Here is a 14,200-nt window from a genome sequence, read left to right as displayed (position 1 = left end):
CTCCGGATGAACGGGGACGACACATGGCGCTGCTGCCTGCTCCACGGGGGAGGAGTGGACAGAGCGCCGGTGTTGGGACGGGTGAGGCAGCTACTGGCCCGGCAAGCAGGTGCTGGGCGGGGGAATCGAAGGCGTCGTCGAGGGCGTCTTGTTGGCCAGCTGGAGGCCGGCGAACGACACCACGCCCGGGACCACGGGAAGCGCTACCGCCGCCTGGAACACCCAGGGGCGCCCTTCCGGGTCGCTCGTGGTGAGGTCCTTCGCCGTAAACGTGACCATGGGCGGCGGCCCCATCAACGGAGGATGCAGGACGGCGGCGAGGCCCAGCGAGCTGATGGGCGCCGGCGGCCCCGGCGGGATGAAGAAGCCGCGCGTGGACTGGAACGGCGCCAGCGGCGGCGGCAGCGCACCCGGGGGCGCCCACTCGATGTTCAGCACGCGCCCGGACGGGACATCCACCCCGGACGAGACATCCTTCACCGTGGCAACCACGGAAGTGTTCGCCGCCGGCACGCGGAACACGGGGAAGCCTGGCCGGTACAGCCAGAACACCGTCACGCCGCCGAAGCGGGCCGGGTTGAGCAGATCCTGCACCGTGGTGGGCGTGCCCTCGGCGGTCAGGTACTTCGCGACCGCCTCCAGGATGCCCTTGTCGCTCATCTGCAGGGCCTCCAGGCCCACGCAGGCGCTGTGCGCGGGCACCACCGGCCGCACCGTCACCGTGGGCACGTAGTTGCCCTCCGGCACGGGTTGCAGCGTCAACATCGGCGGCGGCAGCGGCATCACGGCGTTGTTGGCCAGCGTGGCCTGTCCCCCCAGCGACAGCACGAGGAACGGCGCGCCCCGGCGGGTGGGCACCTTGTCCCGGGTCCAGATGCCGTTCGCTTCCGACACCGAGGGCGTGATCACATCCGGCGCGGGCGGCTGGCCCGTGGCGGGGTCCGGCTGCGTGTCCTGCAGGGTGATGGGCGCGTTGCGCACCAGCGCGCGCTGCAGCAGCGGGCTGAACTCCGCGTACAGCGGCGGCAGCTGGCACTGCTCGGGCACCGGCGCGCAGGAGGCCAGGTTAATGAAGTAGGCCTCCGGATCCACGGTGAAGCCGTTCAGCCGGGAGGTGAGGCCCTCCGGCTCGCGGTTTTCATACGTGGGGCGCGGCGTGAAGGTGGACACCGCGGGGTTGGTGGATTCCTGGCAGCCGGCGTTCAGCAGGGCCGCGCCGAGGAGCGTTCCGACGAAGAGAGCTCTGTGCATGGCGGGTTGCTTCCCCTACTTCGCGGGGAGGATGTGGCTGGCGGGAAGCTGATCGCCGCCGTGGCAGGTCTGCGCGCAGTTGCCGAACTTGCTGGGCGTGCCGCGCTGGTTGAATGCGATCTGGAAGAACTCGTCCCCGTGCTGGGAGATGTGGCACGAGCCGCACAGCGCCAGGCTGGGCCGCTCCGTGCTCTTGCGCGTCAGGTGGCACACGGTGCAGTCCGCGCGGTTCGCCGGGTAGCTGGGCGAGTTCATGTGGATGCGGTGCACCATCTCCTGCGTGCGGCCCACCGTGTCCGTGTCGTAGTGGTGGCAGACCTTGCAGCTCTCGATGTGGTCCACCGACAGGCCGTGGCGCAGGTTGTCCAGCGACAGCACGCCGCGGTGGCAGATCTGGCAGTTGCCCACGTTGCCCGGGTACGTCGTCGACTCGTCCTGGCCCACCTGGAAGAAGAAGGGGTTCAGCTTCGCGACGCGCTCGCCCATGGCTCCACGGTTGAACTTCACCAGCGCCACGTAGGTGCCCGGCTTCGCGTTCGCGGGCAGCGAGAACGTCTGGCGGGTGGGCCACTTGTAGTCGATGAGGCCCGGCGTCAGCCCCGTGAGCGTGGCGTCATCCAGCGTCGCGAACGGGAACGGCTTGGCGAAGAACTGGGGCTTGTCGCTGGGGTTGCCCAGGACCTGGAGATCCTGGAGGGGGCCCGCGATGGCCACGTTGGAGATGGAGTCGTTCTCCGTGACGGCCGCGATGACGCCGGGGACGAACGTCACGAGGCCGTTGGACTGGCCGCTGATGATCTCCCGCGCGCTGGGCAACAGGTCGCGCGAGTGCAGGTGGGCACCCGCGCTGTCGCGCAGGTCCACGTAGACGCTCACGTCCTCGCCGGGCTTGTAGAAGCTGCCCTCCTTCGGGGGCGAGAACACCAGCCGCGAGTCCAGGCCCGGGTTGCACTGCACCGGGTTGCCGGCGTCGTCGGTGCAGGTGGACGGGCGATCATCCGGGATGACGTACGTGACGGGGAAGAAGAACGGCTTGTCCGGCAGCTGGCTCCAGGTGGCCTTGAGCGCGCCGGGACCGGACAGGCGCGGCACGCGCAGCACCTTGAAGGGGTTGGTGCTGCCCACCCAGTCCACGCGCGCGATGGTGCGGGTGATGGCGCTCTGGTCCAGACCGCCCGCGAAGCCCGTCACCGTGCCCGGGTCCTTGTCGCCGGGGAAGCGCGGCGGCTTCAGGTTCTCCGACCGCCAGGAGAAGCGGCTGTGGCCGGCGTAGGGCGAGGAGGCCAGCAGCTCCGAGCGCAGGTACGTCTGGCTCGCGCGCGGGGTGCCCGTCTCGTCCAGCACCTCCACGGTGATGGTGTCGTCCTTCACCTTCTGCCAGTTCGCGTTGCCGAACTGCACCTCGCGGGTCCAGCAGTCCTCCACCGCGCCCGCGAGGCTGTAGAAGCTCCACTCGTCCGGGCCCTGGTTGACGTTGGTCCAGTCCAGCCCCGAGAAGACGGACTGGTTCTTGATCCACGCCAGCGCGGCCGTCTGGTCGTTGGGGTTGTTGTGCTGGTTGACCACGGTCTCCGACACGGAGAACTGGTTCAGGAAGTACTGGGTGTCCGACAGGATCTGCAGCGTCCCCGTGGGAGGCGACAGCGTCAGCGGGTTCTGCGCGAGCGGCGTGACGCACGTGTCCGGATACCCCGGGGTCACGCCGTTCTTCGCCACCATCTGCCCGTTGGGCAGGAAGGCGCAGCCGTTGATGTACTGGAGGCTCAGCCGGATCGCGCCGGAGTTGAGGCCCTGGTACGGGTCGAACCGCTTGGCACCGCGGCCCGTGGTGGACCCCTCGTCATCAGTGACCTTGAGGAGGTTGCAGGACAGCAGGGGCACCAGCAGGGCGCACCACGCGCTCTTCAACAGGATTGAGCGATTCATGGAAGACGAGGCCGGGGGGAGTCAGGGGGAGGAAAAGGAGCAGGTGTCCTCACGCGCGGGCCCACGCGACCCACCCTTCCCGACGCCGCCAGCGCTCCGCAACGCGGAGACGGTGAGGCTCGGTAAGGGTTGGGAGGAGAACACCTCATCGGTTCAAACTGACCACATTATGAGAGTCCGCGCAATTCGTGGACTTCAGATCGCACAGAGGGAAGCACGCGCCCGCGCGCCGGATCAGAGGCTCAGGCCCGCGGACAGGAGCAGCGCGAACACCAGCCCGAGCGCGGCAGTCTTCCCCAGGTGTGGGTTGAGCGCGCTGCCGTCCTCGCGCCAGATGGCGCGGATCTGCCGCACCGCGAGTGGCACGGCGACCAGGGTGAGGAGCCAGGCCCAGCGGTGCTCCGGCAGCACCGCCCAGGCAATCACTGGGAGCACGAACGCGCCCCCTACCGCCAGCGTGTATTCCCACTGCCCGAAGCGCTGGCCGAAGCGCACCACCAGCGTGCGCTTGCCGGCGGTCACGTCCGTCTTGCGGTCGCGCAGGTTGTTCACCGCGAGGATGCCCGCGGAGAAGAGCCCCATGGACAGCCCCGCCACCAGCACGGCCGGCGTGACGTGGTGCGTGAGCACGACATAGCTGCCGCTCACCCCCAGCAGCCCGAAGATGATCAGCACCAGCACGTCCCCCAGGCCCAGGTACCCCAGGGGCACGGGGCCCGCGGAGTAGAAGACCGCGCCCGCCAGGCAGAAGGCGCCGCCCGCGAACACCGGCCAGCCCTCCGCCTGGGTCAGCAGCAGCAGCGCGAGCGAGGATCCGGTGAACGCCAGCGCCGCGGCCGTCGCCACCTCGCGCGCCGTGAGCCAGCCCTTCTGCGTGACGCGCGCGGGCCCCAGGCGCGCCTCGGTGTCCGCGCCCCGTTCGAAGTCCGCGTAGTCGTTCACCAGGTTGCTGACGATCTGCATGAGCACGAAGCCCACCAGGAACGTCAGCGCCGGCGCGAGCCGCCAGTGGCCCTCCGCGTTCGCGAACGCCCAGCCCAGCAGCGTGGGGGCGACGGAGGCGGTCAGCGTCTTGGGCCGCAGCGCGAGCCACCAGACGCGGGCCAGAGGGGGTCTTGATTCAAGCGCGACACTCGACGACGGGAGACTCGGAGTGGCCATGGATGTCCGGGGGGAGGAAGCACGCGCACGGTAAAGCTACAGGCCGGCCGACCGCAAGAGGAGCCAATGCTTCACATCGGTTTTCCTCATGTATCACCTGTCTACACTCCGGCGGGGGCTGCGTGACACAAAGGCAGACGCAAGTCCCTTCTCGGGTAAATTCCAGAACAATCAGAAATACAGGCCATTCGTGGTCGCTGGGTGATAGAAGGCGGCCATGAACTCCACCCCCTTCTCTTCCTCCCCTTCCCTTTCGCGCCGGAGCGCCGTGACGCTGCTAGGCGCGTTCGTGCTCGCGCTCGCCGGCTGCCACCCGGTGCTCTCCATCGAGGATGCGCGCTCGCGCTCCAACGGTTCGGAGGTGGTGGTGGAGGGCGCGGTGACCGTGGCGCCCGGCACGTTCTCCTCCGCCCTGGGCGATGAGGGCTTCGCCATCCAGGACGACACCGGCGGCATCTACGTCAAGCTGGAGGAGAAGTTGTCCTTCGGGCTGGGGGCCCGCGTGCGCGTCTCCGGCACGCTGGACGAGCAGAACATGCTGCGCATCCTCAAGAGCGTGCCCGAGGACGTGGACCTGAAATCGGGCACGGAGCAGGTGTCGCCCAAGGAAGTGACGACCGGCGGCGTGAACGAGTCCGTGGAGGGCCAGCTCATCCGCGTGAGCGGCGCCATCACCCAGGCGTTCCAGGACGACTCGCCGTACGGCTACAAGCTCTACATCGACGACGGCACCGGCGAGGTGCAGATGTTCGTCCACGTCTCCGCCGGCTTCGACAAGGCCTCGCTCCAGGCCCTCACCGTGGGACAGCGCATCGCCGTGGTGGGGCTGGCCGCGCAGTATGAGACGACCTACGAGGTGGCGCCCCGCATGCCGAGCGACCTCTCGGTGCTGAACGCCGCGCCCTGACAGCAGTCACGCGCCCTGGGTATGTAGCACCCCAGGCGCCAGACGCAGGGTCCGCGGGCCGTTGGCTTTCGTGCAGGGCTCCGTATGTGTGCCTGGGGGCGGATGCACGAAAGCCAACGCGCGCTTGCCAAGCGGACAGGCGGGCAGGTTCCAAGCTGACGGGCAGTGCCAATCCATCGGGGTCCCTGGCGGACGAACGAGGGCTGGCATGGACGGACTTCGAGGAACAGCAGCGGTCTTGCTTGCGTGCGCGGGCCTGTGGGCCCCGGGCACCGCGTGGGCACAGGCGCCCGACGAGGACGACTCCGGCGACGTGATGTCGGAGGAGAAGCTGGAGGCCCTGCTCGACACGCCGACGGCGCAGCCCTCGCAGGACGAGGTGACGGCGGAGGCCTTCGGGCCGGAGCGGCTTTCGACCTACTTCGCGGAAGGCCTGCTGGCGAAGGCGAAGGCGGAGTTCGACCGCGGCCGGTACAAGTCCGCGCGGGCGCTGCTCGCGACGGAGTCTCCCCCTTCCCTCCCCGGCCGCTTCCTCCAGGCGCAGAGCGCGTTCCTCGCGCGCGACTTCACGACCGCCGCCGCGGAGTTCACCGCGCTCGCGGAGGACTACGTTCCACTGCGCGACCACTGCCTGATGAAGGCCGCGCAGTCGCATGAACGGCTGCGCAAGCCGCTGCGCGCGGCGGAGCAGTATGGCCTGGTGAGCCCGGGCTCCCCGCTCTACCCGGAGGCCCGCTTCACCATGGCGCGCGTGCTCAAGCGCCAGCTGAAGATCCCCGAGGCGCTGGCCGCGCTCCAGGAGTTCATCGACAGCCGGCAGGCTCGCGGGCCGGACGCGCTGCGGATGAAGGCGCTGCTCGCGTACTGCGACTCGGCACGCGCGGCGGGGCAGTACAACGCCGAGCACCGCGCGCTGCTGGAGGTCTGGGCCACCGCGCCCCTGTCGCCGGAGGCGGACCGCGCGAAGGCGCTGCTGCGCGACCTGCCCCTGCCCATGAAGTGGCGCGTGCGCCGCGCGGAGGCGCTGGTGGAGCTGCACCAGAACGTCCCGGCCATGAACATGCTGGCCCGCTCGGGGCCTCGCACGGAGCTTCCTGACGAGCTGGCCTGCCGCGCCCAGCTCACCCTGGGCCGCGCGCTGCGAAAGGAGCGTCAGCACCGCCGCGCCATCCAGGTGCTGGAGCCGGTGGCGCGCGAGTGCCAGTCGCCGGAGCAGCGGCCGCAGGCGCTCTACCTGCTCGCCTATTCGCAGTCCGTGGTGCAGCCGGAAGCGGCGGTGGACACGTACGCCACGCTGGCGCGCGACTACCCGGAGCACGGCTACGCGGACGACGCGCTGTTCTTCGAGGCCTGGACGCAGCAGCGCCTGGGCCGCGCGGACGAAGCGCTGGAGAACTACGAGGCGCTCGCGAAGCGCTACCCCGCCGGCAACTTCGCCGCCGAGGCCCTCTTCCGCGCCTTCTGGCTGCACCAGCGCAAGGGCGAGACGCAGCAGGGCCTGGCGTCGCTGATGTCAGTGGAGCAGCTGCCGGAAGCCGCGCGCACCGACGACGCCCTCTGGCGCGCACGCTACTGGCAGGCTCGAGTCCAGGAGAACGCTGGCGCGCTGGACCCGGCGCTCGCGCGCTACGAGCTCATCGCCACCGAGCGGCCCACGGCCTGGTACGGCCTGCTGTCCCGCACGCGGCTGGCGCAGCACGCGCCGGAGCGGCTGGCGCGGTTGACGGAAACCGCCGCGCAGCCGGCCGTGGCGAAGACCTTGAACACCGCCGCGCCGGCCAACGACGAGGTCTGGCCCCTGCCCCCGGGCCCACTCCAGAAGGATGCGCGCTTCGCGGCGGGCGTGGAGCTTCTGCGCCTGGGACAGCCGGGCGTGGTGGAGGAGCTGCTCGCGGTGGACACGCGCGGCCTGGCGGAAGCGCCCGCGCGGCTGCTCTACCAGACCATGCGCCGCACCGGCCGGGGCCGGGCCACGCGGCAGGTGGCCCGCGTGACGCTGCGCCAGGAGGCCGCCGGGCCGCTCAGCGCCGCGTCCCGTCCGGTGTGGGAGGCCACGTGGCCGCTCGCGTTCCGGTCGCTCATCCAGAGCTATTCGAAGGCCGCTCGCGTGGACCCCGACCTCCTGCAGGGCCTCATCCGAGAGGAGAGCCGGTTCAACCCGCGCGCGCGCTCGTCCACCGGCGCGCTGGGGCTCGCGCAGCTCATGCCCACGACGGCGCAGGCGGTGGCGGACTCGCTCAAGCTGGCATCGTTCGAGATGTCGTCGCTGCTCCAGCCCGCGCCGAACATCCGGCTGGGGGCGGCGTACCTGGGCTCGCTGCTCAAGCACTTCGACGGCAACCCCGCCTACGCGGTGGCCGCCTACAACGCGGGCCCCAATGCGGTGGAGCGCTGGCGCAAGGCCCTGCCCCAGGCGGAGCTGGACGAGTGGGTGGAGCACATCGCCTTCGACGAGACCCGCGACTACGTGAAGCGCGTGCTCAGCAGCTACAGCGCCTACAAGCTGCTCTACGCCAACGAAGTCCCCGCCTCCTTCGCGCCGGCCCGCAAGGCCCCGCTGGAGGCCGCGCGCACGCCCACGATGAGCCCTGCGTCGGGCGTGGGCGGCAGCGGCCGGAACATGGCGACGCCCACGTCCTCCGTCTCCGGAAGACGCTAGGCGCTACGCCGGACGGGGCCGTGTTCCCGTCCGGCGCTTGGACCGCGGGTTCGCGCTACTTCAGGCCCGTGGGCTGGGTGATGGACTCGGAGCGGATGGTGTACTCGCCAGCGATGGCGTTCGTGTCGATGCCCGTGAAGTGACGGTACGGGTACGCGCCATCCGCGACGGTCTCGATGAACTCCACCGAGTCACCGGTGACGGACTTGCCGTTGATGTCCACGGTGAAGGTGTTCTTCTCCGAGTCCAGGCGCCACACGCACGCGCCCACGTTCGTCTCCGCGGAGCCGGTGGACAGCCCGTCGATGTCGAAGTCGTTCAGGAAGTGGTGGTTCATCTCCGCCCAGCGGAGGAAGTCCCGCCAGTTGGTGAAGGTGATCATCAGCCCGGCCGGCTGGGGGCTGGAGCCCTGGAGCACGCCGCCCCGGTAGATGTTCATCCGGTACGCGGAGCCGCCCGGCGAGCCCGTGAACGTGGGCAGGATGTTGACCGTGTTCGCCTCGCGGCCCGGCGTCACCTTCAGCGTGCTGACGACCTGGTCGCCATCGCGCGCGGACAGCTGGTAGCCACCCTGCGCCCCCAGACGCGTCGCCACGCGCTGCTCCCACTTCACGGCCTGCGTGAAGCTGCTGGAGACGCCGTCCTTCTGGGTCGTGAGGTTGGACACCGCCAGCCCGTCAGCGACGGCATCCACCTTCGCGCGGCCCAGCGCGCAGCTGGTGATGCCTTCGAACTTCTTCACGCACTGGGACGCCGCGGCTTCCTGCGCGTTCAGGGAACCGGAGGCCTGGCCTTCATCGGCACCGCCCGCGCAACCCGTGATGCTCAGCAGCATGGAAGCCAGCAGGGAACCCGTGATCTTCAGATGCATCCGTTACCTCATGGTGTGGGGTGTACTGCCCGCTGCCCCACTGCACCCGGCACGCCAACACCTGGAGTCCGTCTGTTTCACTCGTGTCATTCATTGATTGAGAAAACGGAGTAGCGCCAAATGTCACATGAAACATGCGGTTTTGTAGCAAGCCGGGTCTCACACGGAGCGTCAGGAGCACCCACTCGCGGGCGACGTCCTGAAACGGGGATTCAGGGGATGAACCGGACGCGGGCGGAACTTTGCCGTGGCGCACAACTCCCCAGGGGGTTCGGCGGATAATCTGGGGAGCGCGGTTCCTCCCCCGGACTCCCCAACATGGCCTCGAAGATCAACGACAGCTCGCGTCCCCTCACCTCCGTCTCGCGGCTGTCCTCGCAGGACGCCCGGACGAATGAGGCGAAGTCCCGGAACCGCCCCCTCGCGTTCAAGGACGGCTTCGAGTCCTCCGGCAGCACGCGCCCCGCGCCCGGCCAGCTGCCGCGGCTGCCCGCGCCGCCTCCGATTCTGGGACTGCCCGCGCCCACCACCCCGACGCCCGCGCCGACGACGCCCGTGCCTCCGGAGGCGCCCACCGAGCCGCCCGTTTCGGTCGACTCGGATCCGATGACGCACATCGAGTACCTGGCCTCGGACGCGCTGCAGGGACGTGACAGCCCCTCCGCGGGCCTGGATGCCGCTTCCGTCTACGTGCAGGCCCACGCGGAGAAGTACGGGCTCGTGGGGCCCAACATCAACAACCCGGAGAACCCCTTCCAGCAGAAGTTCAACGTCTACTCGTGGCTGGGCGCGGACAAGGCGGGCGAGACGGCGGGCGCGGCGCACGCAGGGCATGCCGAGCACAAGCAGTTCGGCCACACGATGTTCCAGGAGGGCTTCTACCTGGACGAGAAGATGCCCAAGGACACGCTGAAGAAGCTCAACCAGCAGTACGAGCAGACGATGAAGGCGGCGGGCCAGTCGGTGGTGCCGGCGCGCGCGGGCAAGCAGCGCAGCGTGGAGGAGCTCAAGCAGGTGGCCGCCGCCACGGGACAGGCCGTCAACACCATGGCCATGCTGCCCGGCACCGGCCCCCACAAGGACGAGGTCATCGTGGTGATGGCCCACCTGGACCACGTGGGCGTGGACCGCAAGGGCAACGCTTACAACGGCGCGGACGACAACGCGTCCGGCAGCGCGGTGCTGATGGCGGCGGTGCCGGAGCTGGCGGAGGCCGCGAAGAACGGCAAGCTGGACCGCTCCGTGCTCTTCATCTGGACGGGCGCGGAGGAGAAGGGCCTGGTGGGCTCGCAGTACTTCGTGGACCACCCCATCCCCGGCCTGGAGCTGAAGAACATCGCCGGCGTCATCAACACGGACATGGTGGGCCGCTGGGATGATCAGCGCCTGTCCGTGGTGGACACCAACACCAAGGGCCAGCCCAACTACTTCCGTGACGTGGTGGACCAGGCGAACCAGCAGCTGGCGGATCCGTTCGACCGCATCAACCGCGACATCAACGTCTACCGCGACCGGCAGGACGGCGCGTCCTTCGGGCGCAAGGGCGAGGACGTGCTCTTCCTCTTCGAGGGCCTGTCCAACCCCAATGGCGGCGGCGACCTCATCCCCGAGTACCACCGGCAGGATGACGACATCGACAAGATCATCGAGGACAACGGCGGCAACAAGCCCCGCCGCGTGAAGGACCTGCTCCTCAACGTCATCAACATCGCGGCGAACCGCACGACGGAGCCGCAGCAGCAGCCGAAGTAGCGGACCGCGGCACCCTCCGCCGGAAGGAGCACTTCCGGCGGGGAGCTTCCAACGGGGACAGCGGGACCGCTAGGCGGCCAGCTTCTCCCCACTGCCTTCCACGGGCCGGCCGGAGAGCGCGGCAACCTCGTGCTCGCTCAGCACGAGCTTCGCTTCAGAGCCGCTCCAGACGAACGGGATGCCCGGCTGGCGGTACAGGTTCGCGGGGATCTCCTGCGCCAGCTGCGCGTGCAGCTCCGGCAGCTTGGACCAGTGCAGACCGTGCCGCGTGTGATGCGCGGTGTGGTAGCCCAGGTTGCCCGTCATCAGGTTGTAGCCCTTGTGGAGGATGTTGTACGAGGCCTCCGAGTGGTTGGCCGTCTCCAGGCCCACGTGGTGGAAGTACGTGGCCCAGGTCGTCACGTAGAGCGACGCCATCATGGGCAACAGGAACACGAAGAGCGCGTTGTAGGGGTTCACCCAGAACAGGCCCGCCAGCAGCACCACCTGGAGCGCGGCCATCCACACGAACACGCGCAGCGCCTTGGGGTGATGCTTCTTCCCCACGTGGAACGCGCGCGAGTACGCGGTCAGCGCCGTGCTCAGCGAGTACTCCACCTCGCCCATCGTCGAGCCGTCATCCCGCTTCCAGCGCGACTCGTCCTGCGTCTGGTCCAGGTAGTTCTTGTGGTGGCCCAGCACGTGGTGGAGGAACCACGCCTGCGACGTCACGCCCGTCTGGAAGCCGAAGACGATCTCCAACAGGCGGTTGGGCAGCGCGTGCTTGAAGAAGGACAGGTGCTGGTGGTGGTGGTTCCACGAGCAGATCCATCCCTTGGGGATGATGCCCAGCCCGAACCACAGCACCGGGATCCACCAGCTCTGGGCCGTGAGGAACACCGTCACGTCGAGCGCGAACACGCCAAGGAACATCAGGACCGGGATGCGATCTTCAGGGTGCCGGAACAGGGTCATGGGCTTCCGAGACAAGTGGGCCGGGGAAAAAATGCCGCTTTTCCAACTGTAGGCTGCATTCCCCACCCCGAACAGCCCGCCCTTGTCCGCCTGTACGTTCCACACTGGCGGTAAACCACGTAGTCACGTTGTACTTGTCTTTCCACATTTCCAAGAATCACAGTCCTGCTTTGTGATAAACGCCGACCCAGCCCTTTTGGACCACCCTGGAGGCGGCAATGCGGAACCAGACCATCGAGGCGGCACTGGCGAAGAATCCCCACCGTGAACAGCTGATCAAGCACCGGTTCTTCGAAGTGGTGGATGAGAAGGCCTTCAGCCGCGATCAGGCGGAGCTGGTGCTGGGTCAGTGGTGGCACCCCCTGCACTATTTCCCCACCTTCCTGGGCAAGCTGATCGCCGTCTGCCCGCAGATGGAGATGAAGACGGCGGTGACGCACATCCTCAACCAGGAGGTGGGCGAGGGAGACCCGGCGCGCGCCCACGAGCGCTTCTTCATCCAGACGATGACGGACGCGGGCTTCACCCAGGCGGGCGTGTCCGAGGCGGACATGACGCCCGCGACGCGCCGGCTCATCGACGGTTACCAGCGCTCCACGGACAGCCACCTCACCGGCCTGGGCTTCCTCTACGGCACGGAGGTGGCGGATCTCACCATGGTGGCCAAGCTGGGCAAGCTGGTGCGCCGCACCACGGGCCTCAAGTCCCTGCCCTGGGTGGACATCCACGTGAAGCAGGAGCCGGACCACGTGGAGACGGCCGGCCACACCATGGGCCTCGCGTACACGGACGAGGAGCTGGCCACCATCACCCGCGGTGCCGAGGAGATGTGGCAGCTGTGGGTGGGTTTCTTCGAGGAGCTGCGCAACCGCGTCGTCTGAGCGGCGGCCTGCGTCAAGCGCAACCCCTCGGAATCCGTGCGTTTTCACACGGAACACTGGCGAATCTCTCCAGGTAGGGTAGTCACTCCCGCGTCACGGGAGTGTCACCCCAAAGAGGCGCCACCACCCTCCCGCGGCTGACAGCTCCTGTCCCTCCAGGCGCCGAGGGAGATCCCCATGCTCGAAAAGCTGATGCCGAAGTCGGACGAGTTCTTCGACGACTTCGACGCGCAATGCGCCAGAACTGTCGAGGGAGCAAAGCTCCTACACGAACTCCTGGGCGACTTCCGGGACGTGCCCAAGCGCGTCCAGGCCCTCAAGGACGTGGAGCACAAGGGCGACGAGGTCACCCACACGGCCTTCAACCGGCTCCACCAGCAGTTCATCACCCCGTTCGACCGGGGGCAGATCCACACGCTCTTGTCTCGCATCGACGACGTGCTGGACCTGACCAACGCGGCGGCGGCTCGCCTGCTGTACTACGAGATTGAATCCACCCGGGCGGATGCCACGGAGCTGGCGCGGCTGCTGGTGCTCTCCACGCTGAAGGTGCAGGAGGTCGTCGCGGCGCTGCGGCTCATCAAGAAGCCGGAGCAGATCCTCGCGGGCTGCAAGGAGATCAAACACCTGGAGTCCCAGGCGGATGAGGTCCTGCGCGCGGGCATGGGCCGGCTGTTCAAGAGCGGCGTGGACACCCTGACCATCATCAAGTGGAAGGAGATCTACGACCTCATCGAGACGGCCACGGACAAGTGCCAGGGCGTGGCCAACGTCATCGAGGGCGTCGTGCTGGAGCACAGCTGAGATGCTGCTCGCAGCGGTCGTCGCCATCGTCATCGTCGCGCTCGTCTTCGACTTCATCAACGGCTTCCACGACGCGGCGAACTCCATCGCCACCGTGGTGTCCACGCGCGTGCTGTCGCCGAACCTGGCTGTCGCCTGGGCCGCGTTCTTCAACTTCATCGCGGCCTTCGCGGGCGGCGTGCACGTGGCCAACACCATGGGCAAGGGCATCATCAACTTCGAGATGCTCCGCGCCGCCGGCCCCACCGCGGTGCTGATGGTCATCTTCTCGTCGCTGATGGGCGCCATCGTCTGGAACCTGCTCACCTGGTGGTGGGGGTTGCCCTCCTCGTCGTCGCACGCGCTGGCGGGCGGGATGATTGGCGCCACCCTGCCCGTGCTGGGCTTCGAGGGCCTGGTGGGCAGCGGCATCGCGCGCATCGCGGCCTTCATCGTGCTGTCGCCACTCATCGGCATGACGCTGGGCATCGGGATGATGCTGGCCAGCACCTGGGCGGTGCACCGTCAGACGCCGCTGCGCGTGGACACCTGGTTCCGCCGGCTGCAGCTGGTGTCGTCCGCCATCTTCTCCTTCAGCCACGGCACCAACGACGCGCAGAAGGTCATGGGCATCATCGCGGTGGTGCTCTTCGGCACCATCTGGCGCGACCGCCCGTTCCACATCGACTGGTGGATGATCATCTCCTGCCACGCCGCCATCGCGATGGGCACGTTCTTCGGCGGCTGGCGCATCATCCGCACCATGGGCCACAGCCTCACGAAGCTGGCGCCCATTGGCGGCTTCAGCGCGGAGACGGGCGGCGGCGTCACCATCATCGCGCTGGCGGAGCTGGGCATCCCCGTCTCCACCACGCACACCATCACCGGCGCCATCGTCGGCGTGGGTTCCACGCGCGGCTGGCGCGCCGTGAAGTGGGGCACCGCCGGCCGCATCATCTGGGCGTGGGTGTTCACCATCCCCGCGGCCGCGCTGGTGTCCGTCATCGTCTACGGAATCACGCTGGCCGTGGTTCGGATGGTGGGCTGAAGAAAGC

General features: G+C 68.5%; 11 protein-coding genes. 6 read left to right on the top strand and 5 right to left on the bottom strand.

Annotated elements, in window-relative coordinates; genetic code table 11:
* Window positions 1-90: 90 nt before the first annotated feature.
* The 3 genes from D7Y04_RS13785 to menA form a co-directional block, all read right to left on the bottom strand.
* Window positions 91-1,251 (bottom strand): hypothetical protein, encoded by a 1,161-nt coding sequence (locus D7Y04_RS13785; protein ID WP_120593520.1) that lies wholly within the window; start codon window positions 1,249-1,251, stop codon window positions 91-93.
* A gap of 15 nt (window positions 1,252-1,266) precedes the next feature.
* On the bottom strand, window positions 1,267-3,177 hold the full coding sequence (locus D7Y04_RS13780) for a hypothetical protein (RefSeq protein ID WP_120593519.1): 1,911 nt from the start codon (window positions 3,175-3,177) through the stop codon (window positions 1,267-1,269).
* 234 nt (window positions 3,178-3,411) lie between these two features.
* On the bottom strand, window positions 3,412-4,338 hold the full coding sequence (gene menA, locus D7Y04_RS13775) for a 1,4-dihydroxy-2-naphthoate octaprenyltransferase (protein WP_120593518.1): 927 nt from the start codon (window positions 4,336-4,338) through the stop codon (window positions 3,412-3,414).
* Between the two features lie 217 nt (window positions 4,339-4,555).
* Between menA and D7Y04_RS13770 the strand changes: the two genes are divergently transcribed.
* Together D7Y04_RS13770 and D7Y04_RS13765 are read left to right on the top strand one after the other, a co-directional pair.
* A complete protein-coding gene (locus tag D7Y04_RS13770; protein ID WP_121759620.1) occupies window positions 4,556-5,245 on the top strand; it encodes a DNA-binding protein in 690 nt (229 codons plus the stop codon).
* Between the two features lie 208 nt (window positions 5,246-5,453).
* Window positions 5,454-7,904, top strand: a complete 2,451-nt coding sequence (locus D7Y04_RS13765) for a transglycosylase SLT domain-containing protein (RefSeq protein WP_121759619.1) — start codon at window positions 5,454-5,456, stop codon at window positions 7,902-7,904.
* Between the two features lie 55 nt (window positions 7,905-7,959).
* On the opposite strand, the gene D7Y04_RS13760 is transcribed toward D7Y04_RS13765, so the two are convergent.
* Complete coding sequence (locus D7Y04_RS13760; RefSeq protein ID WP_121759618.1) at window positions 7,960-8,775, bottom strand: hypothetical protein; 816 nt, start codon at window positions 8,773-8,775, stop codon at window positions 7,960-7,962.
* 318 nt (window positions 8,776-9,093) lie between these two features.
* On the opposite strand from D7Y04_RS13760, the gene D7Y04_RS13755 reads away from it, so the two are divergent.
* Window positions 9,094-10,527 (top strand): M28 family metallopeptidase, encoded by a 1,434-nt coding sequence (locus D7Y04_RS13755; RefSeq protein ID WP_120593514.1) that lies wholly within the window; start codon window positions 9,094-9,096, stop codon window positions 10,525-10,527.
* A 69-nt stretch (window positions 10,528-10,596) separates the two neighbouring features.
* On the opposite strand, the gene D7Y04_RS13750 is transcribed toward D7Y04_RS13755, so the two are convergent.
* A complete protein-coding gene (locus tag D7Y04_RS13750) occupies window positions 10,597-11,481 on the bottom strand; it encodes a fatty acid desaturase (protein WP_121759617.1) in 885 nt (294 codons plus the stop codon).
* A gap of 218 nt (window positions 11,482-11,699) precedes the next feature.
* Here D7Y04_RS13750 and D7Y04_RS13745 point away from each other — a divergent pair, with 218 nt between their 5' ends.
* The 3 genes from D7Y04_RS13745 to D7Y04_RS13735 all read left to right on the top strand — a co-directional run bounded on the left by D7Y04_RS13745 (window position 11,700) and on the right by D7Y04_RS13735 (window position 14,193).
* Window positions 11,700-12,362 carry a TenA family transcriptional regulator gene (locus D7Y04_RS13745; protein WP_120580636.1) on the top strand — a complete coding sequence of 221 codons (663 nt, stop codon included), beginning with the start codon at window positions 11,700-11,702 and terminating at the stop codon, window positions 12,360-12,362.
* Window positions 12,363-12,539: 177 nt separating this feature from the next.
* Window positions 12,540-13,166: a DUF47 domain-containing protein gene (locus tag D7Y04_RS13740; protein WP_120593512.1), complete on the top strand. Its 627-nt coding sequence runs from the start codon at window positions 12,540-12,542 to the stop codon at window positions 13,164-13,166.
* A 1-nt stretch (window position 13,167) separates the two neighbouring features.
* Complete coding sequence (locus D7Y04_RS13735; RefSeq protein WP_120593511.1) at window positions 13,168-14,193, top strand: inorganic phosphate transporter; 1,026 nt, start codon at window positions 13,168-13,170, stop codon at window positions 14,191-14,193.
* Window positions 14,194-14,200 lie beyond the last annotated feature (7 nt).

It is taken from the genome of Corallococcus sp. AB038B (assembly GCF_003668955.1).
GTDB classification, from domain to species: domain Bacteria; phylum Myxococcota; class Myxococcia; order Myxococcales; family Myxococcaceae; genus Corallococcus; species Corallococcus exiguus.
This window is presented reverse-complemented; position numbering and strand designations above follow the sequence as displayed.